The sequence below is a fragment of the Streptomyces sp. NPDC002386 genome (assembly GCF_053593175.1).
This window is the reverse complement of record NZ_JBSFBX010000016.1, coordinates 181,119-201,954: the sequence shown is the minus strand read 5'-3', so window position 1 is coordinate 201,954 and position 20,836 is coordinate 181,119. Positions and strand designations below refer to the sequence as shown.

At 74.0% G+C, this 20,836-nt stretch carries 18 protein-coding genes; 10 read left to right on the top strand and 8 right to left on the bottom strand.

What is annotated here, in order from left to right; translation table 11 throughout:
* Positions 1-137: 137 nt before the first annotated feature.
* Genes ACWCPN_RS28865 through ACWCPN_RS28845 form a run of 5 tightly spaced genes read left to right on the top strand, consistent with a single transcriptional unit; the run spans position 138 to position 4,822 of the window.
* On the top strand, positions 138-1,319 hold the full coding sequence (locus ACWCPN_RS28865; protein ID WP_451211811.1) for a 4Fe-4S dicluster domain-containing protein: 1,182 nt from the start codon (positions 138-140) through the stop codon (positions 1,317-1,319).
* Positions 1,316-2,134 carry an FAD/NAD(P)-binding protein gene (locus tag ACWCPN_RS28860; RefSeq protein ID WP_451211808.1) on the top strand — a complete coding sequence of 273 codons (819 nt, stop codon included), beginning with the start codon at positions 1,316-1,318 and terminating at the stop codon, positions 2,132-2,134. Before ACWCPN_RS28865 ends, ACWCPN_RS28860 begins: the two co-directional genes overlap by 4 nt.
* Before the next feature lies 1 nt (position 2,135).
* Entirely contained in the window at positions 2,136-2,984 is an 849-nt protein-coding gene (locus tag ACWCPN_RS28855) for an NADH-quinone oxidoreductase subunit B family protein (RefSeq protein ID WP_451211805.1), read from the top strand.
* A gap of 24 nt (positions 2,985-3,008) precedes the next feature.
* Positions 3,009-4,355: a Ni/Fe hydrogenase subunit alpha gene (locus tag ACWCPN_RS28850; RefSeq protein WP_451211799.1), complete on the top strand. Its 1,347-nt coding sequence runs from the start codon at positions 3,009-3,011 to the stop codon at positions 4,353-4,355.
* Positions 4,352-4,822 carry a hydrogenase maturation protease gene (locus ACWCPN_RS28845; protein WP_451211796.1) on the top strand — a complete coding sequence of 157 codons (471 nt, stop codon included), beginning with the start codon at positions 4,352-4,354 and terminating at the stop codon, positions 4,820-4,822. Before ACWCPN_RS28850 ends, ACWCPN_RS28845 begins: the two co-directional genes overlap by 4 nt.
* Before the next feature lie 13 nt (positions 4,823-4,835).
* On the opposite strand, the gene ACWCPN_RS28840 is transcribed toward ACWCPN_RS28845, so the two are convergent.
* Genes ACWCPN_RS28840 through ACWCPN_RS28825 form a run of 4 tightly spaced genes read right to left on the bottom strand, consistent with a single transcriptional unit; the run spans position 4,836 to position 9,437 of the window.
* Entirely contained in the window at positions 4,836-5,492 is a 657-nt protein-coding gene (locus tag ACWCPN_RS28840; RefSeq protein ID WP_451211793.1) for a potassium channel family protein, read from the bottom strand.
* The gene (locus ACWCPN_RS28835) at positions 5,489-6,148 is read right to left on the bottom strand and encodes a potassium channel family protein (protein WP_451211790.1); all 660 of its coding nucleotides are present in this window, start codon (positions 6,146-6,148) and stop codon (positions 5,489-5,491) included. The genes ACWCPN_RS28840 and ACWCPN_RS28835 overlap by 4 nt, the downstream gene beginning before the upstream one ends.
* Positions 6,145-8,994, bottom strand: a complete 2,850-nt coding sequence (locus ACWCPN_RS28830) for a cation-translocating P-type ATPase (protein ID WP_451211787.1) — start codon at positions 8,992-8,994, stop codon at positions 6,145-6,147. Before ACWCPN_RS28830 ends, ACWCPN_RS28835 begins: the two co-directional genes overlap by 4 nt.
* Positions 8,991-9,437 carry a CBS domain-containing protein gene (locus ACWCPN_RS28825; RefSeq protein ID WP_451211784.1) on the bottom strand — a complete coding sequence of 149 codons (447 nt, stop codon included), beginning with the start codon at positions 9,435-9,437 and terminating at the stop codon, positions 8,991-8,993. Before ACWCPN_RS28825 ends, ACWCPN_RS28830 begins: the two co-directional genes overlap by 4 nt.
* Before the next feature lie 389 nt (positions 9,438-9,826).
* Here ACWCPN_RS28825 and ACWCPN_RS28820 point away from each other — a divergent pair, with 389 nt between their 5' ends.
* A complete protein-coding gene (locus tag ACWCPN_RS28820) occupies positions 9,827-11,380 on the top strand; it encodes a bifunctional aminoglycoside phosphotransferase/ATP-binding protein (RefSeq protein ID WP_451211781.1) in 1,554 nt (517 codons plus the stop codon).
* Positions 11,381-11,390: 10 nt separating this feature from the next.
* Here the strand turns inward: ACWCPN_RS28820 and ACWCPN_RS28815 are convergent, their stop codons facing one another.
* Entirely contained in the window at positions 11,391-12,179 is a 789-nt protein-coding gene (locus ACWCPN_RS28815; protein WP_451211778.1) for an STAS/SEC14 domain-containing protein, read from the bottom strand.
* Between the two features lie 240 nt (positions 12,180-12,419).
* On the opposite strand from ACWCPN_RS28815, the gene ACWCPN_RS28810 reads away from it, so the two are divergent.
* On the top strand, positions 12,420-13,289 hold the full coding sequence (locus ACWCPN_RS28810; protein WP_451211775.1) for a universal stress protein: 870 nt from the start codon (positions 12,420-12,422) through the stop codon (positions 13,287-13,289).
* A 61-nt stretch (positions 13,290-13,350) separates the two neighbouring features.
* Here ACWCPN_RS28810 and ACWCPN_RS28805 read toward each other — a convergent pair whose 3' ends face one another.
* Entirely contained in the window at positions 13,351-13,752 is a 402-nt protein-coding gene (locus ACWCPN_RS28805) for an ArsR/SmtB family transcription factor (RefSeq protein ID WP_451211772.1), read from the bottom strand.
* Positions 13,753-13,861: 109 nt separating this feature from the next.
* Here ACWCPN_RS28805 and ACWCPN_RS28800 point away from each other — a divergent pair, with 109 nt between their 5' ends.
* Entirely contained in the window at positions 13,862-15,856 is a 1,995-nt protein-coding gene (locus ACWCPN_RS28800; protein ID WP_451211769.1) for a heavy metal translocating P-type ATPase, read from the top strand.
* 114 nt (positions 15,857-15,970) lie between these two features.
* On the opposite strand, the gene ACWCPN_RS28795 is transcribed toward ACWCPN_RS28800, so the two are convergent.
* Complete coding sequence (locus ACWCPN_RS28795; protein WP_451211766.1) at positions 15,971-17,023, bottom strand: class I fructose-bisphosphate aldolase; 1,053 nt, start codon at positions 17,021-17,023, stop codon at positions 15,971-15,973.
* Between the two features lie 282 nt (positions 17,024-17,305).
* On the opposite strand from ACWCPN_RS28795, the gene ACWCPN_RS28790 reads away from it, so the two are divergent.
* Complete coding sequence (locus tag ACWCPN_RS28790) at positions 17,306-18,193, top strand: universal stress protein (RefSeq protein WP_451211763.1); 888 nt, start codon at positions 17,306-17,308, stop codon at positions 18,191-18,193.
* A gap of 66 nt (positions 18,194-18,259) precedes the next feature.
* Here the strand turns inward: ACWCPN_RS28790 and ACWCPN_RS28785 are convergent, their stop codons facing one another.
* Entirely contained in the window at positions 18,260-19,285 is a 1,026-nt protein-coding gene (locus tag ACWCPN_RS28785) for a 6-phosphofructokinase (protein ID WP_451211760.1), read from the bottom strand.
* A 266-nt stretch (positions 19,286-19,551) separates the two neighbouring features.
* On the opposite strand from ACWCPN_RS28785, the gene ACWCPN_RS28780 reads away from it, so the two are divergent.
* Positions 19,552-20,694: a site-2 protease family protein gene (locus ACWCPN_RS28780; protein ID WP_451211758.1), complete on the top strand. Its 1,143-nt coding sequence runs from the start codon at positions 19,552-19,554 to the stop codon at positions 20,692-20,694.
* Positions 20,695-20,836 lie beyond the last annotated feature (142 nt).

Genomic DNA, 20,836 nt, shown 5'->3' with positions numbered 1-20,836 from the left:
GCCAGGGGGCCCAACGGCCCCCGCACACGGGCCCACGTGGCTCTGCCGGCGCGGCGGCCCGCAGGAAAAGCTGGGATCGTGGGCCTGAGGGGACGGCATGGTCCCAGTGCCGTCCTTCGTGCCGAAGGAGGCCGGTCATGGGTGCCGACACCCCGGGGAAGCCGGTGGCGGACCCCGCCGACGGGCGGGTGATGGGCAAGGACGGCATGGCCGCGCTCGTCGAGGTGCTGATCCGGCGCGGATTCACCGTGATCGGCCCGACCGTCCGGGACGGCGCCGTCGAACTGGCGGAACTCCGGTCGGCCGACGAACTGCCCTACGGGTGGGGGGTGGAGCTGGAAGCAGGGCGGTACCGGCTGCGGGAGCGGCCGGACGGCGCCGCCTTCGGACACGCGGCGGGCCCCCAGTCGTGGAAGTCCTTCCTGCATCCGTCCCGGGTACGGGAGTGGAGCGCCGACCGGGCGGACGGGGAACTCGTGCTCACGGCCGAGCAGGACGCACCGCCGCGCTACGCCTTCCTGGGCGTACGCCCCTGCGATCTGCGGGCCGTCGCCGTGCAGGACCGGGTACTGACCGGCGGGGCGTACCGCGACCCCGGCTACGCGCGGCGGCGCTCGGGCGCCCTGCTGATCGCGGTCGAGTGCACCGACCCCGGCGCCACCTGCTTCTGCGTCTCGATGGGCACCGGCCCCGCCGCCGGTCCCGGCTACGACCTGGCGATGACCGAGGTGGCCGACGCCGACGGGCACCGCTTCTGGATCCGCGGCGGCAGCCCCGAAGGGGCGGAGATCCTGGCCGAACTGCCCACCCGCCCCGCCGACCCGGAGACCCGGGCGACGGCGCGCGCCGACGTGCTGGCCGCCGCCGACCGCATGGGACGGACCATGCCCGAGGCGGACCTGCGCGAGCTGATGGCCGGAACGCTCGAGGCGCCGCGCTGGGACGACGTCGCCGGCCGCTGCCTGACCTGCGGCAACTGCACGATGGTCTGCCCCACCTGCTTCTGCACCACCACCGAGGACGTCACCGACCTCACCGGTGACCACGCGGAGCGGTGGCGGCTCTGGGACTCCTGCTTCGACCTGGACTTCTCCCAGCTGCACGGCGGCCCGGTCCGCGCCACCGCGCGCAGCCGCTACCGGCAGTGGATGACCCACAAACTCGGCACCTGGTACGACCAGTTCGGCTCGTCCGGCTGCGTCGGCTGCGGCCGCTGCATCGTGTGGTGCCCGGTCGGTATCGACATCACCGAGGAGGCCGCCGCCCTGCACGACTGGACCCGGTCCGCGCAGCCGCCCCCGCCGGAGACGGCGTCGTGACCACCGTGGCGCCCCCGCTGCCGTACCGCGTCGCCGGCGTGCGGACCGAGACCGCCGACACCCGGTCGATCGAACTGGTGCCGGCCGGAGCGGCGCTCGCCCCGTTCGCCCCGGGGCAGTTCGCGATGATCTACGCGTTCGGAGTCGGCGAGATCCCCGTCTCGGTCAGCGCCCTGCGGGGGCGCCACGGCGGTCTCGTGCACACCGTGCGAGCGGTGGGCGCGGTCTCGGCCGCCCTGTACCGGCTGCGCCCCGGCGACACCGTCGGTCTCGGCGGCCCGTACGGCACCGGCTGGGACCTCGGCGCGGCCGCCGGCCACGATGTGCTGGTCGTCGCCGGCGGGATCGGCCTGGCCCCGCTGCGGCCGGTCGTGCACGCGGTCCTGGACCGCCCGGACGGGTACGGGCGGCTCGCGGTCCTGGTGGGCGCCCGCACCCCGGCCGACCTGTCCTACCGCGACGAGATCGAGAGCTGGCGCGGCCCGGCCCGGGTGGAGGTGACGGTCGACCGGCCCGGCCCGGGCTGGCAGGGCGCGGTGGGTGTCGTCACCACCCTCCTCGACCGTCTGGACCTGCGCCCCGAACGGACCTGCGCGCTGGTCTGCGGGCCCGAGGTGATGATGCGGCACACCGCGCGCGACCTCGTGACCCGGAGACTGGTCCCGCACCGCGTCCAGGTGTCCCTGGAACGGAACATGCGCTGCGCCACCGGCCACTGCGGGCACTGCCAGCTCGGCCCGCTCCTGCTGTGCCGTGACGGGCCGGTCGTCGGGTACGACCGCGTGGCAAACCTGCTCCTCGTAAGGGAGTTGTGACATGGCCCCGGACCCCGGACCCGACACCGGCCGACGGCCGGCGCTCGCCGTGTGGAAGTTCGCCTCCTGCGACGGCTGCCAGCTGACCCTGCTCGACTGCGAGGACGAACTCCTCGGCCTCACCGAGCGCGTACGCGTCGACCACTTCCTCGAGATGACCTCCGTCGAGGGCGGCGGCCCGGAGCGCGCACGGCTCGACGGCCGCGGGCCCTACGACCTGTCCCTGGTCGAGGGGTCGATCACCACCGCCGAGGACGCCGAGCGGATCCGGCACGTCCGCCGTATCTCCCGGTACCTGGTGACCATCGGAGCCTGCGCCACCGCGGGCGGCATCCAGGCACTGCGCAACTTCGCCCACGTCGAGGACTTCCTCGCCGCGGTCTACGCCCGGCCGGAGTACATCGGGACGCTGGAGACCTCCACCCCGATCTCGGCCCACGTCCCCGTCGACTTCGAACTGCGCGGCTGCCCCATCGACCGCCGTCAGCTCCTCGAGGTCGTCACCGCCCACCTGGCCGGACGCAAGCCCTCGATCTCCAGCCACAGCGTCTGCTTCGAGTGCAAGAGGCGCGGCACCACCTGCGTCACCGTGGCGCACGGCACCCCGTGCCTGGGCCCGGTCACGCACGCCGGGTGCGGGGCCATCTGCCCCGCCTACGGACGCGGATGCTACGGCTGCTTCGGACCCTCGGCCGAACCCAACCTGCGCTCCATGGTCGCCGAACTGCGCCACGACGGGATGAGCGAGCGGGACATCCAGCGTGTCTTCCGGACCTTCAACGCCGCGTCGCCGGAACATGCCCCCGTACCCGACCTCGCGGCCGAGGAGCGGCAGAACCCCCCGCCCTGACCGCACCGGCCCGGAAAGGCCCGCATGAACGAGCGCGGAACCCGCGACCTGCGACTGGACGCGCTGGCCAGGGTGGAGGGCGAGGCCGCCCTCCACCTGCGCGTCGACGGGGACACGGTCACCGAGACGCGACTGCGCATCTACGAACCCCCGCGCTTCTTCGAAGCCCTGCTGACCGGCCGGGGCCACACCGAACCCCCCGACATCACCGCCCGCATCTGCGGCATCTGCCCGGTCGCCTACCAGATGAGCGCCTGCCGGGCGATCGAGGACGCCTGCGGGGTCACGGTGGACGGCCCCCTCGCGGCTCTGCGCCGCCTGCTGTACTGCGGCGAGTGGATCGAGAGCCACGCCCTGCACATCCACCTGCTGCACGCCCCGGACTTCCTCGGCTGCGCGGACGTCGTGGAGCTGGCCCGCCGCGAGCGGGCCGCCGTCGAGCGCGGTCTGAGGATCAAGCAGACCGGCAACGCGATCCTCGAACAGCTCGGCGGCCGCCCCGTCCACCCGGTCAACGTCCGCGTCGGCGGTTTCTACCGGACGCCGGCACCGGAGGAACTCCGCCCGCTAGCCGAGCGGCTGCTACGGGCCCGCGAGGACGCGCTGGAGACCGTCCGCTGGGTCGCGTCGTTCGACTTCCCCGACGCCGTCTGCGAGCACGACCTCCTCGCCCTGCGCGAACCCGGCCGCTACGCCATCGACTCCGGAACCCCGGCGGTCGTGGCCGCGGGGGCCGAAGGCCCGGAACCGCTCGAGTTCCCGCTGTCCGACTTCGAACAGCGCGTACCCGAGGGGCAGGTGCCGCACTCCACCGCCCGGACGGCCACCCTGGACGGCCGCCGCCACCTGACCGGCCCGCTGGCCCGCTGGGCGATCAGCGGCCGCTGGCTGCATCCGGTGGCCGCCGGGGCGGGGCGGGACGCCGGCCTGGGCGACCCGCTGGCCGGCGCCGTCTGCGACAACCCGTTCCGCAGCATCGTCGTACGCGCGGTGGAAGTGGTCCAGGCCGTCGAGGAGGCCCTGCGGATCATCGGCGGATACGAGCGGCCGGACCGGCCGGCCGTCGACGTCCGCCCGCGCCGGGGGACCGGCGCCGGCGCCACCGAGGCTCCCCGCGGGCTGCTGTACCACCGCTACACCCTCACCGACGACGGCACGCTCACCGGGGCCCGCATCGTTCCGCCCACGGCCCAGAACCAGGCGGCCATCGAGGAGGACGTGCGCAGGGCGGCGCAGGCGCGGCTGCGCACGCCCGGGGCCGCCGCCGGCGACGAGGAACTGACCCGCCTGTGCGAACGCGCCATCCGCAACCACGACCCCTGCATCTCCTGCGCGACCCACTTCCTCGACGTGACGGTCCGGCGCGCATGACCGGCCGGGTCGTGGTGATCGGCGTGGGCAACCCCCTGCGCGGCGACGACGGAGTCGGTCCGGCGGCGGTGGAGGCCCTGCGGGGCCGGGTCCCCGACGGCACCGTCCTGACGGTCAGCGACGGCGAACCGGCGCGCATGCTCGACCTGTGGCACGGCGCGGACGCCGTCGTCGTGGTGGAGGCGCTCCGTGCGCGGCCGGGCCGCCCGGGGACGCTGCACACGTTCACGGCGGCGGAGGCGGCCGCCCGGACCGAGGGGACGGCGAGCACCCACACGCTCGGCCTCGGCGACTGCCTCGCCCTGGCGGAGACGCTCGGCCTGCTGCCGCCGAAGGTCGTGGTGCACGCCGTGGAGGTGGCGGACGTCGCCCTCGGAGCGGGGTTCAGCGACGCGGTGCGTTCCGCGCTCCCCGAGCTGGTCGACCGGGTCGCCGCCTCCGTACGGCGCTCGCGGGAGAACGGGTGAGCCGGGCCGCGGTTCACTGGAAGGCCGCGTGGATCTCCCGCTCGGTCGCCTCGTGCGACACCAGCAGCAGCTCGTCACCGGGGAGCAGACGCTCCTCCGGACGGGGCACCGTGGGCCGCCCGTCGCGCACCACGGTGGCGACCACCGTGCCGGCCGGCAGCGCGATCTCGCCGAGGGTGCGCCCCGCGGCCCGGGACTCCTCGGTGATCGCGGTCTCGATGACCTCGACGCCCGCCTTGCTCAGCCGCAGCAGCGCCACCGTGTCCGTGGCACCGGTGGCCTCCTCGATGAGGGAGATCAGCGGAGTGGCCGAGGGCACGGCCACGTCGACACCCCAGCGCTGGTCGAAGAGCCAGGAGTTCTCCTCCTCGTTGACCCGCGCCGCCACCCGCCCCACCCCGAACTGCCGCTTGGCCAGCAGAGCGATGACGAGGTTGTCCTCGTCGCGGCCGGTGGCGGCGACGACGAGGTCGCAGGCCAGGGCACCGGCGTGCTCCAGTACGCCCGGCTGGCAGGCGTCGCCGGCCACGACGCGTACCTGCCGCAGGCCGCCGAGTTCGGCCACCCGGTCGTCGTCGTGCTCGACCAGGGTGACGTCGTTGCGCGCGGCGGACAGCACCTGGGCGATCTGCGTGCCGAGCCGGCCCGCGCCCGCGATGAGGACCTTCACGTTCCCAGCTCCTTGTCGAGAAAGCCGCTCAGCCGGCCCAGCGACGTCGCGGCGACGCTGAAGGTCACGACATCACCCGGATGGGCCAGCACCCCGTGGGCGGGCAGCATCGACCGCCCGGCACGGGTGATCTCCACGACCCGGATCTCGCCCTCCACGTCGAACTCGGTGACCCGCCGCCCGGCGAGGTACGACGGCAGCCGGGAGCGCACCAGGAGCGTCTCGCCGTTGCCGAAGGAGAAGTCCGGGGTGAGGTGGCGGTGCAGCAGCATCCGGTGGATGCGGTTCACCGCCCAGCGGACACTCGAGATCGTCGGGATGCCCAGCTCGCGGTAGAGATCGGCGCGGCACGGATCGTGGATGCGGGCGAGGACGATCGGCACCCGGTACGTCTCCTTCGCGGTCCGCGCGCTGACGATGTTGCCGTTGTCCCCGGACGTGACCGCGACGAAGGCGTCCGCGTGGGCGATCCCGGCCGCCTCCAGCACCGGACGGCTGAAGCCGTTGCCCACGTGGAAGCCCCCTGAGAAGCCGGGTGACAGCTTCTTGCGCGCCGCGGGCCGCAGATCGACGATCCGTACGTCGTGCCCCTCGGCGGCGAGCCGCGTGGCCAGCGTGGCCCCGACCCGGCCGCAGCCCGCGATGATCACTCTCATGGCGTTCCTCCCTCGGGACGCGGCCGCCGGCGCCGCAGCGCCCACTTCCTGACTTCCTCGGCGGCCAGGAGCAGCGCCCCGAACGCGGCCAGGACCGCCCAGTCGGCGGCGGCCAGCGGCGCGGTGCGGAAGACGGCCTGGAGCGGTGGTGCGTAGCTGATGGCCGCCATCAGCCCGATGCCGAAGCAGCCCGCGGCCAGCAGCCACGGATTGCCGAACAGCCCGGCGCGGAAGACGCTCTGCCGGTCGGTGCGCACGGCCAGCGCGTTGAAGAACTGGCTGACGACGATGCCCGCCTGGACCATGGTGATGGCCTCCCGGTAGACGGGATCGCTCCTGGTGAAGTCCGCGTAGGGGATGCCGGAGGCGTTGACGTGCCAGAAGAAGACGGCGCACACGCCGAGGGCCTGGATGCCGCCGAGGAACAGGATGCGGCCCATGACGGCCGCCGAGAACAGCCGCTCCCGGCGCGGCCTGGGCGGGCTGTTCATCACGTCGGGTTCCATCGGTTCCGCGCCGAGAGCCAGGGCGGGCAGCACGTCCGAGCCGAGGTCGATGGCGAGGATCTGCACGGCCGTGATCGGCACCAGCGGGAACCCGGCGAAGGTCGCCGCGAGGATCGGCGCGAGTTCGGCGATGTTGTGGCTGAAGAGGTAGATCAGGAACTTGCGGATGTTCCGGTACACCGAACGCCCCAGGCCGACGGCGGTCGTGATGGACGCGAACGAGTCGTCGAGCAGCACCATCACGGCGGCCTCGCGGGCCACGTCGGTGCCCGAGGCGCCCATGGCGACACCGATGTCGGCGTGCTTCAGGGCCGGTGCGTCGTTGGCGCCGTCGCCCGTGACGGCGACCACCTCGCCGCGCCGCCGCAACGCCGTGACCACCCGCATCTTGTGCTCGGGGCTGACCCGGCACAGCAGCAGTTCGGTGGAGCCGGCCAGCAGGGAGTCGAGGCCGCTGTCGTCCAGCGCGTCCAGCTGGGGGCCCGTCACCACGGTCGGGTCCGGCTCGCGCACGATGCCGACACGGCGGGCGACGGCCTCCGCGGTCAGCGGATGGTCACCGGTGACCATGACGATCCGCACCCGGGCGCGCCGGCAGGCGTCCACCGCGTCGCGCACCTCCGGCCTGGGCGGGTCGTACATTCCGGCGAGCCCGAGCAGGGTCAGCCGCGTCTCGGCCTCCTCCACCGGCGGGCGCGGACCGGCGATCTCCCGCCGGGCGACCGCCAGCACCCGCAGGCCCTGCCCGGCCATGTCGTCCGCGGCCGCCGCCACCCGGCGGCGCTCGTCGTCCGTCAGCGGCGTCCGTGTGCCGCCGCTCCGCACGGCGTCGCAGCGGCTGAGGAGTTCGAGCGGGGCGCCCTTGGCGTAGGCGAAGAGGCCGCCGTCGGCGCCGCGGTGCACGGTGCTCATGAGCTTGCGGACGGAGTCGAAGGGATGCTCCGCGACCCGTGGTGTCCGCGCCTCCTCGGCCGCGGGATCGAGTCCGGCCTTCCGGGCGGCCACCAGCAGCGCCCCCTCGGTGGTGTCGCCCAGCACCCGCCAGGGGTCCCGTCCGGCCGGCGGCACCAGCCGGGCGTTGCCGCAGAGGGCCGCCGCCCGCAGCAGCTCCCGGACGGGCCCCGCGTCGGCGACCTCGCCGACGGGCGCGTACCCCACCCCGGTGACGGCGTGCGGCACACCGTCCGCCCACAGCCGGACGACGGTCATCTCGGCCTGGGTGAGGGTGCCCGTCTTGTCGGTGCAGATCACACTGGTCGAGCCGAGCGCCTCCACCGCCAGCAGCTGCTTCACCAGCGCGTGCCGGCGGGCCATGCGGCGCACTCCGATGGCGAGCGACACCGACAGGGTGGCCGGCAGCCCCTCGGGCACGAGGGCCACCATGACGCCCAGCGAGAAGACGAACGTGTCGACGAACGGCTGCCCGCTCGGCACGCGCACCGCGAACAGGAGGGCGCCGGTCGCGAGCGCCACCCCGGCGACCCGGCGGGCCATGACCGCCACCTGGAGCTGCAGCGGGGTCTTCTGCCGCGGGGCGGTGGCGGCGAGCCGGAAGATACGGCCGAACTCGGTGGCGGCACCGGTGGCGAACACGACGGCCCTGCCCGTGCCCGCGACCAGATCGGTGCCCATGAACAGGCAGTTGCGCGCCTGGAGCGGCGGTCCCGGCGGCACGGGTTCCGCGACGCGCGCGACGGGATCGCTCTCGCCGGTGAGCGCGGCGTTGTTGACGGCCGCCTCCTGGGCCTCGACCAGCCGGCAGTCGGCCGGAACCGCGTCCCCGGCCTCCAGGACCACCAGGTCGCCCGGCACCAGCTCGCGCGCGGGCAGCTCCCGGCGCACCGCGTCGCGCAGCACGCGGCAGGTGTGCGGCACCATCGCCTGCAGGGACTCCGCCGTCCGCTCGGCCGAGTACTCCTGCGCGAAGCCGATGCCCGCGTTCAGCAGCACCACCGCGAGGATCGCCAGCGCCAGTTGCAGGGTGGCCGGATCGCGGGGCCGTCCCAGCCAGTACGCGAGGAACGTGATCGCCGAGGAGACGAGCAGGACGACCGCGAAGAGATCGGTGAACTGTGCGACCAGCAGCCGCCGGACATGGCGGCGGCTCACCGGGGGGAGTTCGTTGGGGCCGTGTCGGGCCCGGCGTGCGGCCGCCTCGGCCGGGGCGAGCCCGCGCGGCGAGCCACCGGTGGCGGCGAAGACCTCGGGGACCCGCAGGGTGGCGACGGGCGGAGCGGACGCCTCCGGCCGGTCCGGTACCCGGGCCGGCGGCGTGACGTCGGTCCCTGGTTCGCCGGCACCGGCCACGGCCGTCTCCCGCCGGGCGGGACGGGTGCTCATGCCCGGGTCTCCGAGGGCGGTCCCGGCGGCTCGCGCAGGACGCTCCAGGCGACCGGGCCCAGCAGATCGGCCAGCCGCCGGAAGACGTCGAGGAAGAGGTCGTCGATCGTCAGCACGCCCACCACGCGGCCCGCGTCCAGGGCCGGGAGCCGGCGGACCCCGGTGCGGCGGAACGCGCGGTAGGCCGACTGAAGGTCGTCGTCGGCCTCGACCGTGACCACGGCCGTCGACATCACCGCGTCCGCCCGGGCCGCCACGCCCAGACCGCCGCCCATGCCGCGCACGGCGAGGTCGCGGTCGGTGACGATGCCGCGCAGGGTTCCGTCCTCGACCACGAGGACGGAACCCACGGCGGACTCGGTCATCCGCCGGATCACCTCGGCCAGGGACACGTCCGGGGCGACGCACACCGGGGGAGTGGTCATGACCTCGGCGACCTTCATGAGGCGGCTCCTTGGTCCGCGGTCCTGGTGCCCGCCCGGCCCGTGGCCCGCCTGAACCGGGCACCCGGGCGCCGATTCCATGCAAGGCCCCGGTACCGCGGGCCTGCCAGGGCCATTGGTCCCGACCGGGGCGGGGGACGGGCCACCCGGCACCCGGCGGCGCCGCGTGGCCCCTGATCCGTGCGTCGTCGCGGCGTCACCCGGGTGGCGGGACCCCTGGCGGCAGGGGGTGGAGCCGAGGTCCCGCACGTCACCGCGGGCCCCGACGCGGTGCCCGAGAGCCGGGCCTCGCCCGCAGCGGTCGTCGCGCACGGCGGAGCCTCGCAGAATGGTGGCGTACCGACCTGCCGCGCCCACGCGCGGCGGAGCGCGACGGAGGGGCTGGGGAGATGCCCGATTCACGGGACGGCGGCGGCCCGCCGCCGCGTGCGGAGGTGGCCGAGACCCACACCGCGGTCCTGTTCTTCGTCGGCGACCGCGCCCACAAGCTCAAGAAGCCGGTCGACCTGGGGTTCCTCGACTGCACCACGGTGGCGGCCCGCCGCGCCGCGTGCGAGCGGGAACTCACGCTCAACCGCCGGTTCTCTCCCGACGTCTACCTCGGGCTGGGCGAGTACCGCGGCCCCGGTGCGCAGGAGCCCGAGCCGCTCGTGGTGATGCGCCGCATGCCGGAGCACCGCCGCCTCGCCCAGCTCGTACAGGAGGGAGCCGCCGTCGACGACGTCCTGCGGGCCGTCGCCCGGCAGCTCGCCGCGTGGCACGCGGAGGCGCCCCGCGGCCGGGACATCGACGAGCAGGGCACCCGGGACGCGCTGGCCTCCCGCTGGGAGGACAGCTTCGCCCAGGTGCGCTCCCTGGGCGCCGACGGCCTCGGTGCCGACGAGGTGACGGAGACCGAGCGGCTGGTGCGCCGCTACCTCGCCGGCCGCGAGCGCCTGTTCGCCTCCCGCATCGAGCAGGGCCGGGTGGTCGACGGGCACGGCGACCTGCTCGCCGAGGACATCTTCTGCCTCGACGACGGCCCCCGCGTCCTGGACTGCCTGGAGTTCGACGACCGGCTCCGCTACGTCGACGGCCTCGACGACGCGGCGTTCCTCGCCATGGACCTGGAACAGCTCGGCGCGCCGGAGGAGGCGGCGTACTTCCTCGCCCGCTACGGCGCGTTCTCCGGTGATCCCGCTCCGCCGTCCCTGTGGCACCACTACGTCGCCTACCGCGCGTTCGTACGCGCCAAGGTGTCCCTGATCCAGGCCCGGCAGGGCGCGTCCGGCGCGCGGGCGGCGGCCCGGCGGCTGACCTCGGCGGCGCTGCGGCACCTGCGGACCTCCGCCGTCGGGCTCGTCCTCGTCGGCGGCCTCCCCGGCAGCGGCAAGTCCACCCTCGCCGCGGCGCTGACCGACCGGCTGGGCGTCACCCTGCTCAGCAGCGACCGGGTCCGCAAGGAGCTGGCCGGCCTCCCCGCGGACCGGTCCGCGGCAGCCGGGTACGGCCAGGGGCTGTACACGCCCGACTGGACGGCCCGGACCTACGGCACCCTGCTCGACCGCGCCGCCGCCCTGCTGTCGTCCGGCGAGTCCGTCGTCCTGGACGCCACCTGGTCCGACGCGGCGCACCGCGAGGCGGCCCGGCGGGTGGCCGAACGCACCAGCGCCGACCTGACGGCCCTGCGCTGCCAGGTGCCGGACGACGTCTCGGCGGCCCGCCTCATGACGCGCGCCCCGGGCGCCTCCGACGCCGGCCCCGCCATCGCCGCCGCGATGGCGGCAAGGGAAGCGCCGTGGCCCGAGGCCGTCCCGGTCGACACCGGCGGCGCGCTGGAGGCCGCGGTCGCCCGGGCGCTGGCCGCCGTACGCCCGTGGAGCACCGGCCGGGCCCCCGTCTTCCGCCGCCCCTACCCGGAGCCGGACCGAGCGGTTCGGAGCCGGACCGAGCGGTCCCCGTGATCCGACGTGCTCAGCCCGCCGCGGGGGTCTGCGGGGCGGGGGCGGCGGTGTCACGGCCGGGAGGGCCGGAGGCCCAGGCGACGGCCTCCTCCAGTTCGTCGTACTCGAACCGCCGTACTTCGGCCCGGACGAAGTGGTTCGCCAGGTGGGGCGCGAGTTCGGCGAACCGGCTGTCGGCCGCCAGCGCGATCCGCCTGACCCTGCGATGGTGGTCCCGGACGAAACGGACGTGCCGGAGCAGGCTCTTGACGTTCTCCCAGCCCGGGAAGGCACGCGCGTGCACCACGACGCCGTCCAGCGCCTCATGGGTGTCGAGCCAGTCGTCGACCGTCCGCGCCAGCGCGTCGAAGTCCTGGACGCGCAGCGGCTGATCGACCTCGATCACGACCACCCTGGCCTCGGAACGGAGCTGGTGGGACACGCCGGGACCCTCGGGCAGGGAGGTGAGCCAGCGCAGCGCCTCCGCCCGGTCCGCGCAGCCGTAGACGCGCACCGGGCAGGGCATCAGGAAGCTCGTGAGCCGGGTCGACTCGCGGATCCAGCGGATGTCGCTGACGACCGCGCAGCCCTCGAACAGGCGCATGGAGCCGAAGCCCACCTTGAGGTCCTCCCACCCGGCCGCCGGCCGGTACGACCGGAACTCCGGGCCGCACTCCCACAGGAGCCGGATGCGGCGGCCCTCTCTGCGCGCCTCGTCGAGGAGCGGCTGGACCACCGCCTCGTAGTCGTCCTTCGTCACCGTGCCGATCGCCTTGACCGCGTCGACTCCCGGGGGCGCGTCCTGGGCTCTTTCCAGCATGGCGTTCCTTCTCTCAGGTCGGCCCGGCCCTCCCGCTCAGCACCAGTGTGGAGCGCCCTCCCGCCGCGCGCACACCGGCGGAGGGGGGGCGCGCCTCCGTCCCGGCGTGCGGCCGGGAGGACAGGTGGGGATGCTCGAAGGGGGACCACCACGCCCGGCATGCGCGCGACGTCCGGCCGAGCCACCCGGCCGCACGCGTCACCGGCATCGCCGGCTCAGAACGAGACGGAGGCCGCCGCCATGCAACCCGTCGTCACCGTGGGCCTCGACGGCTCGCCCGAGAGTCTGACCGCCGCCCGCTGGGGCGCGGACGAGGCCGAGAGGCGAGGGCTCCCCCTGCGCCTGCTGCACGCCTGGCCCCTGCTCGCGCAGGAACCGGCCGGTGTCCCCGCCGAGGCCGACCAGAACTACTGGGCGAACCGGATCGTCCAGACCGCGCAGGCGGAACTACGGGCCCACCACCCGGGGCTGGACGTCGTCGGGGACCTGGTCGCGGACGACGCGCGGGACGCGCTGCTGCGCGCCGCCTCGGAGTCGGAGCTGACCGTGCTCGGCTCACGGGGGCTGGAGCCCGTGCAGAGCTATTTCCTGGGCGACGTCAGCATGCCCGTCGTGGCACGGGCCGAACGCCCCGTGGTCCTCGTCCGGGCGGAAGCGGCCGAGGGGACGGCGCCCTCGGCGGCCTCGGGCCGGGTGGTCGTGGGCCTGCAGCCGCAGCGCGCCGGCGACGACCTGCTCGACTTCGCCTTCCGCAGCGCCGCGGCCAGGGCCGTGCCGCTCGTGGCCGTGTACGCGCGCAGTGTGCCGCTGCACGCCCGCGTGCCCTGGGGCCTGGACCACGACGTCACCGAGGAGCTGACGCGCGACGCCCGTGAGCTGCTCAGCGGGGCGCTGCGACCATGGCGGGACAAGTACCCGGGAGTGGACGTGGCCGACAGCGTCCGTCTCGAGAGCCCCGCCAGAGCGGTGGTGGAGGCCGCCGAGGGCGCGGCGCTGCTGGTGGTGGGCCGCCGCCGGCACCGCCCGGGTGTGGCACCCCGCCTGGGTCCGGTGGCTCAGGCCGCCATCCACCACGGGCACTGCCCCGTCGCGGTCGTCCCCCACGACTGACCGGGCGGGCGGGACGGCGGGAACCGCGCCGCCGGGCCCGAGGCCGCCCCGGATCCTCCGGTCACACGCCCGACAGGCCCGCCTCCTGCGGTTCCGGGTCGGTGCGGGCGGCGGCATCGGCCAGGCCGAGGCGGAGGTGCTCGACGTGGTGGATGGCCTGGTCGATGAGTTCCGCGACGTGGTTGTCGTAGAGGGAGTACACGATCGAGCGGCCCTTGCGGGTGCCGACGACGAGGCCGAGGTTGCGCAGCAGGCGCAACTGGTGGGAGCAGGCGGACTGTTCCATGCCGACCTCGGCGGCCAGCTCGGTCGCGGGCAGGGGGCCTTCGCGCAGGCGGGAGAGGATGAGCAGCCGCGAGGGGGTCGCCAGTGCCTGGAGGGTGGTGGCCACCTTGGCCGCGCCGGCCGCGTCCAGGCTCCTGCGCGGGACGTGTCCTGATGACTGTGCGGCTCCGTGACCCATGCGGTCATGGTAACGGCACCACGAATGAACACATGAATGAGTCTTCATTTGTTCCTGTTACGGTGGTGAGGCCGGACCCCGCCCCGCCCACCGTGAAGGACCCGCGCCGATGCCGTCCACGTCGTCCACTCTCACCCGTCCGGCGCCGCCCGGTGCCGCCCACGACGCCGGCCCGCCCCGCCGCCGCACCCGGATCCGCGCCGTGCCCGAGGCCCGCTGGGCCGCCGCCGCGCTGGTGCTGTTCCTGATCGCGCTGCCGCCGTACCTGTCGGGGGCACCGGCCTGGACCTGGGGCGCGCTGTTCGCGGCCGTCTACGCGACGGGCGGCTGGGAACCGGGCTGGGCCGGGCTCCGGGCGCTGCGGGAGAAGACCCTGGACGTGGACCTGCTGATGGTGGTCGCCGCGCTCGGGGCGGCGGCGATCGGCCAGGTGCTGGACGGCGCTCTGCTCATCGTCATCTTCGCCACCTCGGGCGCGCTGGAGGCGATCGCCACGGCCCGCACCGCCGACTCGGTACGCGGTCTGCTCGACCTCGCGCCCGCCACGGCCACCCGGGTCGCCGACGACGGCGCCGAGGAGACGGTCCCCACCGGGCGGCTCGCGGTGGGCGAGATCGTTCTGGTGCGGCCCGGTGAGCGGGTCGGCGCCGACGGCCGCGTACTGGACGGGGCCAGTGAGGTCGACCAGGCCACCATCACCGGTGAGCCGCTGCCGGTGGCGAAGGGCGCGGGGGACGAGGTCTTCGCCGGCACCCTCAACGGCACCGGCGCCCTGCGGGTGAAGGTCGAGCGGGACCCGTCCGACTCGGTGATCGCCCGGATCGTGGCCATGGTGGAAGAGGCCTCGGAGACCAAGGCTCCGACCCAGTTGTTCATCGAGAAGGTCGAACAGCGTTATTCCCTCGGCATGGTGGCCGCCACCGTCGCCCTCTTCGTGCTCCCGCTCGCCTTCGGCGCCGCGCTCGGGCCGACGTTGCTGCGGGCCATGACCTTCATGATCGTCGCCTCGCCCTGCGCGGTGGTGCTGGCCACCATGCCGCCGCTGCTGTCCGCCATCGCCAACGCCGGCCGCCACGGCGTCCTGGTCAAGTCGGCCGTGGTCATGGAACGCCTCGGGCAGGTCGACGCGGTGGCCCTCGACAAGACGGGCACCCTCACCGAGGGCACCCCGAGGGTGACCGGCGTCCGTCCCCTCGCCGCCTCCGGCCTGACGGAGGACGAGGTGCTGCGGCTCGCCGCCGCCGCCGAACACCCCAGCGAGCACCCGCTGGCCCGGGCGGTCGTGGACGCCGCCCGCGCCCGCGGTCTGGACATCCCCCCGGCGCGGGACTTCGGCTCCGCGCCCGGCACCGGCGTGAGCGCCACCGTCGAGGGCAGGACCGTCGCGGTCGGCAGCCCGGTCCGGCTGTCGGTCGGCCACCTGGGCCGTCCCGCCGTGGACGCGGCCGCGGGTCTGGAGGAGGAGGGCCGTACGGCCGTGCTGGTCACCCTCGACGGCGAGCCGGCCGGGGTCCTGGGCATCGCCGACCGGCTGCGCGCCGAAGCCGCCGCCACCGTCGCGGCGCTGGGCGGGCTGACGGGCGCCACCCCGGTGCTGGTCACCGGTGACAACCCGCGCGCGGCGGCCCGGCTCGCCGCCGAGGTCGGCATCACCGACGTCCGCGCCGGGCTGCTGCCGCAGGACAAGGTGACGGCGGTGCGGGAGATGGAACGGGCCGGGCGGAAGGTGCTGGTCGTCGGCGACGGCGTCAACGACGCCCCCGCGCTGGCCGCCGCCCACACCGGCATCGCCATGGGCCGCGCCGGCTCCGACCTCGCCCTGGAGACCGCCGACGCGGTGGTGGTCCGCGACGAGCTGGCCACCGTCCCGGCGGTGGTCCGCCTCTCCCGCCGGGCCCGCCGCCTCGTCGTGCAGAACCTGGTCGTCGCCTCGGTGTTCATCACCGGCCTGGTGATCTGGGACCTGGCAGGGACGCTGCCCCTGCCGCTGGGCGTCGCGGGCCACGAGGGCTCCACCGTCGTCGTCGGCCTCAACGGCCTGCGCCTTCTCGCCGACGGCGCCTGGCGCCGTGCCCGTACCGGGGCGGAGCGCCGCCCCGCCTGATCGGGGCACCGTCGTAGCCCTGCACCTCACCCGAATCGGGTGCCCCGCGCCCAGTCCGCGCAGCCCGGCCCTCCGCCTCACGCGGATCGCCCGACGCGGATCGGTGGAGTCCGGTCAGGCCACGGTGACGCTGTTGTCGAGGTAGACGTCCTGGACGGCGTGGAGGAGTTCGATGCCCTCCTCGGTGGGCCGCTGGAAGGCTTTGCGGCCGGTGATGAGCCCGGTGCCGCCGGCCCGCTTGTTGATCACCGCTGTCCGTACGGCCTGCGCGAGGTCCCCCCTTCCCGCCGAGGCGCCGCCGCTGTTGATGAGTCCGACCCGGCCCATGTAGCAGTTGGCCACCTGCCAGCGGGTGAGGTCGATCGGGTGGTCGGTGGTGAGCCTGTCGTACAGGCGTTTGTCCGTCTTGCCGAAGTCCAGTGCGAGGTAGCCGCCGTTGTTCTCCGGCTGCTTCTGCTTGACGATGTCGGCCTCGATGGTCACGCCGAGGTGATTGGCCTGACCGGTGAGGTCGGCCGACACCGAGTAGTCCACGCCGTCCTTCTTGAACGCCGCATTGCGCAAGTAGCACCACAGCACGGTGAACATGCCCAGTTCGTGGGCCCGCGCGAAGACCTCGCTGGCTTCCCCCAGCTGGCGGTCCGACTGCTCCGAACCGAAGTACACCGTGGCGCCGACGCCGGCGGCACCGAGCTCGAAGCACTGCTCGACATTGCCGAACATGACCTGGTCGTAGTGGTTCGGGTAGGTCAGCAGCTCGTTGTGATTCAGCTTCACGATGAAGGGGATCTTGTGCGCGTATCGCCGCGACACCGCCCCGAGTACGCCGAGTGTGCTGGCGACGGCGTTGCATCCGCCCTCGACGGCGAGTTCGACGATGTTCCTGGGGTCGAGGTAGCGGGGGTTCGCGGCGAACGCCGAGGCCGCGGAGTGCTCGATGCCCTGGTCGACGGGCAGGACCGACACGTACCCCGTGCCGGCCAGGCGGCCGTGGTCGAAGAGGGACTGCAGGTTGCGCAGCACCCGCGGCGAGCGGTCGGTCGCGGCCACGGTCCGGTCGACGAAGTCATGACCCGGGACCACCAGGTCCTCCCTGGGAATCCCTTGGGCGGTGTAGGACAGCAGATCCCCGGCCTCGTCGCCCAGCAAGCCCTGGATGTCGGTCATCGGCTCACCTCTCCGGTCGTTCGGAAGTGCCAGAGACGGACGGGTCCCCGGGTTCCCCCTCACCGCCGAGCCCACGCGAATCTGCGCACGCCGTCTCGGAGGCGGCGCCCGGCGCCGGGTGGGCGTGAGTCCACCGGACCGAGCGAGCGCGGGCCCCGCATCCGGTCCCGGAGCCGGAACTGTCCTGCCGTGGAACAGTGGAAGAGGGGAGACAGGGCGGTGTGAGGGGAGACAGGGCGGTGTGCCGCCCGCGCAGGTGCGGGCCGGGCGAAGGAGGACGGGATGAGCCACCGTGTGCTGGCGGGTGTCGACGGGTCCGAACACAGCGCGACGGCAGCCGACTGGGCGGCGCGCGAGGCCGCGCTGCGCGGCGTTCCCCTGCGCCTGTTCCATGCCCTTCCGTCTCTTCCCGGCGCCGTCGTTCCCCGCCCGGCCCTGGACCGGATGCGTGACGTCGGTGCGCGCATGCTCGATCAGCTGGTCACCGGCCTGGTCGAGCGGTACCCGGATGTCGACGTGCGGGGCGAGCAGGCCGACGACGCCCCGGCCCCGGCTCTCCTCGCCGCGGCCCGCGCGGCCGGGCTCCTCGTCGTCGGCACGCGGGGGACGGGCGGTTTCGACGGTCTCGCGGTCGGCTCGGTGGCCCTGCGGATGGCGGCGGCAGCCCCCTGCCCCGTCGTCCTCGTTCCCCAGCGGCCCAGCGCCTTCGAGACGGGGATACGCGCGGAAGGCGACGCCGCGCAGGTGGTGGTGGGGTTCGACGCGCATCGCCCGGTCGGGGAGGCGGCGGACTTCGGGTTCGCTGCCGCCGAGGCGGTCGGAGCACCTCTGCGGGTGGTCCAGGCATGGGCGTTTCCTGCCGAGGCGGTCTCCGCGCGGATCCTGGTGGTGACCGAGGGGGACCGCGCCACGTGGGAGGACCAGGAGGTTCTGCGGCTCTCGGACGCGCTGAGCGACTGGCGGGAGAAGTATCCCCGCGTGACGGTCCGCACCGACGTCATGTTGCTCCAGCCCGCGGAAGCACTCTTGAACGTCTCCCGGGACGCGGCCCTGCTCGTCGTGGGCCGCCGCACCGATCCTCGGGCGGCCGAAGGCCGACTGGGCCCGGTCGCGCACGCCGTGCTGCACCACGCCCGCTGCCCGGTGGCGGTCGTACCGCACGCCGGATGACGGCCGACCGGAGATCTGCCGGCGGGGCGGCGGATCCGGCGCGGCGATCCGGTGGCGGCGGGCCGGTCAGCCGAAGAACACCTCGAACTCGTCGTACAGCGACGGATCGACGCGCTTGGTCCGCGCCGTGGCATCGGCGAGGGGGACGCGGACGATCCGGGTGCCCTGCAGGGCGACCATGACGCCGAAGTCACCGTCCTTGACCGCGTCGACGGCGTGCAGCCCGAAGCGCGTGGCCAGCCAGCGGTCGAAGGCGCTCGGGGTGCCGCCGCGCTGAATGTGCCCCAGCACCGTGGTCCGGGCGTCCTTGCCGGTGCGGTCCGAGATCTCCCGAGCCAGCCACTCGCCGACGCCGGACAGCCGTACATGGCCGAACTCGTCCAGCGACTGATCCTTGAGGACCGCCTGCCCCTCTTTCGGGGCGGCCCCCTCGGCCACCACGACGATCGGCGCGTAGTTGATCTTGAATCTGTTCTTCACCTGCTCACAGACCTGATCGATGTCGAAGGGCCGCTCCGGGATGAGGATCACGTTTCCGCCGCCCGCGATACCCGCGTGCAAGGCGATCCACCCGGAGTGCCGGCCCATGACCTCCACCACCAGGGCGCGCATGTGCGACTCGGCGGTGGTGTGGAGGCGGTCGATGGCCTCGGTCGCGATGCCGACCGCGGTGTCGAAGCCGAAGGTGTAGTCGGTGCCGGAGACGTCGTTGTCGATGGTCTTCGGTACGCCGACCAGCGGAATTCCCTGACGGCTCAGTTCGTTGGCCACGCCGAGCGTGTCCTCGCCGCCGATCACGACGAGCGCGTCCACGTCGTGCCTGGCAAGGGTGTCCTGTACGCGTCGCAGCCCGTCCTCGTGTGTGAACGGGTTGGTACGGGAGGAGCCGAGGATGGTTCCGCCGCGGGGGAGGATCCCCCGCACGCCGGCGATGTCCAGTGGTATGACATGGTCCTCGAGCAAGCCGAGCCAGCCGTCCCGCAACCCGACGAAGTCGAAGGCGTATTCGGCGACGCCTTTGCGGACGACACTGCGGATCACGGCGTTGAGGCCGGGGCAGTCACCGCCGCCGGTCAGTACTCCCACCCTCATGGGTTCTCTCCCATCCGCTGGACGGCCCGCGCGGTCGCAGCCTTCTCGGCGATCAGGACCGCTGCCGGGAACGCCGGGAACATGGATCGCCTGCTTCCAGCCTCCCCCCGTTCGGTTCGCAGTGGCCACTCGCCGGCCGCCGCGCGATGCATGGGGCCCGAGGATGTACTGGAAGTGGGCAGGATCCGCGCGGCGAGAGATTCCGGGGCGAGCGTGTGATCAACGACGACATGGTGCGGATGACGGCTTGAACAGGGGAGAGCGCTGTGAGGGCGACGTTCGTTCTGGGACGGATCGCGGGAGTCCGGGTCGGCGTGCACTGGAGCGTGCTGCTCATCTTCGGCATCATCGCGTTCGGCCTGTCGCAGGGCCGCCTTGCGGAGACGTATCCGGGGCGTGCCTGGGCGGTGTACTGGGCGGCCGGCCTCTGTACCGCCGTGGTCTTCTTCGCCTCCCTGCTGGCACACGAGCTGGCGCACGCCGTCGTGGCACGGCGCAACGGCGTCGCGGTGGATGACATCGTGCTCTGGCTGCTGGGCGGAGCGGCCCGGCTCAGGACCGAGGCGTCCAGCCCCGGCGCGGAGCTGAGGATCGCCGGCGTCGGCCCTCTCGTCAGCCTCCTGCTGGGCGGGCTGTTCGCACTCGGGGCCTGGCTGCTCGACCTGGCGTCCGTGTCCGGGATCGTGGTGGAGATGGTGGCGTGGCTGGCAGGCATCAACGTGCTGCTCGCGATCTTCAACTCGGTGCCGGCCGCCCCGCTCGACGGAGGCAGGCTGCTGCGCGCGTTCCTGTGGTGGCGCACGGGAGACCGGCTTCGGGCGACAGCGGGGGCGACCGCGGCGGGGCGGTTCTTCGGGTGGCTTCTCGTGGCGCTGGGTGTGATCACGTTCCTGACGAGCCGGGCGTTCGGCGGCCTCTGGCTGGCACTGATCGGCTGGTTCCTCATCGCGGCCGCCACTGCCGAGGGACAGCAGGCCCAGCTGCGCGGGGCACTCGCCGGTGTGCCGGTGCGCGACGCGATGACGCGCCAACCTCTCACGGTTCCCGCGGACACCACGGTCGCGGGATTCCTCACCGCTCCGCTCTTCCGATACCGGCATTCGGCGTTCCCGGTGACCGACGACGGGGTCCCGGTCGGCCTGGTGACCCTCGACAGTGCCAGACAGGTGCCGCAGAGCGAGGCACATCATGTGACGGTGAGGCAGGTGATGGTGCCGCTGTCGCAGGTCACCGTGGTGGGGCAGGACAGCCCGCTGGCGGATCTGCTGCCGCGCATGGAGCCGGGCGCCGAGCACCGGGTCCTGGTCGTGGACGACGGCGGGCTCGTCGGAATCGTCTCGCTCTCGGACGTCAGCCGAACTGTGACCTGGCTGATGCGTCCTGCCCCCGGGCGGCGCGACGGCCTGTGACCGCGGGCCGGCGTCGCGCAGCAGTGCGCCGCGCGGGTGAGGGTGCGGGCCGTGCGCGGCAAGTCGAGCACCGAGATCGCCGACGCGCCTGCGACGGCTCCTTGGCCGTACGCAGCCACATACTGGCCGCTGCCGCTCTGGG

Coding starts and splice junctions, on each gene's coding strand:
- ACWCPN_RS28785 (WP_451211760.1), bottom strand. CDS start 19,285: ATGAGGGTGGGAGTACTGACCGGCGGCGGTGACTGCCCCGGCCTCAAC.
- ACWCPN_RS28820 (WP_451211781.1), top strand. CDS start 9,827: ATGCCCGATTCACGGGACGGCGGCGGCCCGCCGCCGCGTGCGGAGGTG.
- ACWCPN_RS28845 (WP_451211796.1), top strand. CDS start 4,352: ATGACCGGCCGGGTCGTGGTGATCGGCGTGGGCAACCCCCTGCGCGGC.
- ACWCPN_RS28805 (WP_451211772.1), bottom strand. CDS start 13,752: ATGGGTCACGGAGCCGCACAGTCATCAGGACACGTCCCGCGCAGGAGC.
- ACWCPN_RS28795 (WP_451211766.1), bottom strand. CDS start 17,023: ATGACCGACATCCAGGGCTTGCTGGGCGACGAGGCCGGGGATCTGCTG.
- ACWCPN_RS28825 (WP_451211784.1), bottom strand. CDS start 9,437: ATGAAGGTCGCCGAGGTCATGACCACTCCCCCGGTGTGCGTCGCCCCG.
- ACWCPN_RS28835 (WP_451211790.1), bottom strand. CDS start 6,148: ATGAGAGTGATCATCGCGGGCTGCGGCCGGGTCGGGGCCACGCTGGCC.
- ACWCPN_RS28865 (WP_451211811.1), top strand. CDS start 138: ATGGGTGCCGACACCCCGGGGAAGCCGGTGGCGGACCCCGCCGACGGG.
- ACWCPN_RS28810 (WP_451211775.1), top strand. CDS start 12,420: ATGCAACCCGTCGTCACCGTGGGCCTCGACGGCTCGCCCGAGAGTCTG.
- ACWCPN_RS28800 (WP_451211769.1), top strand. CDS start 13,862: ATGCCGTCCACGTCGTCCACTCTCACCCGTCCGGCGCCGCCCGGTGCC.
- ACWCPN_RS28830 (WP_451211787.1), bottom strand. CDS start 8,994: ATGAGCACCCGTCCCGCCCGGCGGGAGACGGCCGTGGCCGGTGCCGGC.
- ACWCPN_RS28790 (WP_451211763.1), top strand. CDS start 17,306: ATGAGCCACCGTGTGCTGGCGGGTGTCGACGGGTCCGAACACAGCGCG.
- ACWCPN_RS28850 (WP_451211799.1), top strand. CDS start 3,009: ATGAACGAGCGCGGAACCCGCGACCTGCGACTGGACGCGCTGGCCAGG.
- ACWCPN_RS28855 (WP_451211805.1), top strand. CDS start 2,136: ATGGCCCCGGACCCCGGACCCGACACCGGCCGACGGCCGGCGCTCGCC.
- ACWCPN_RS28815 (WP_451211778.1), bottom strand. CDS start 12,179: ATGCTGGAAAGAGCCCAGGACGCGCCCCCGGGAGTCGACGCGGTCAAG.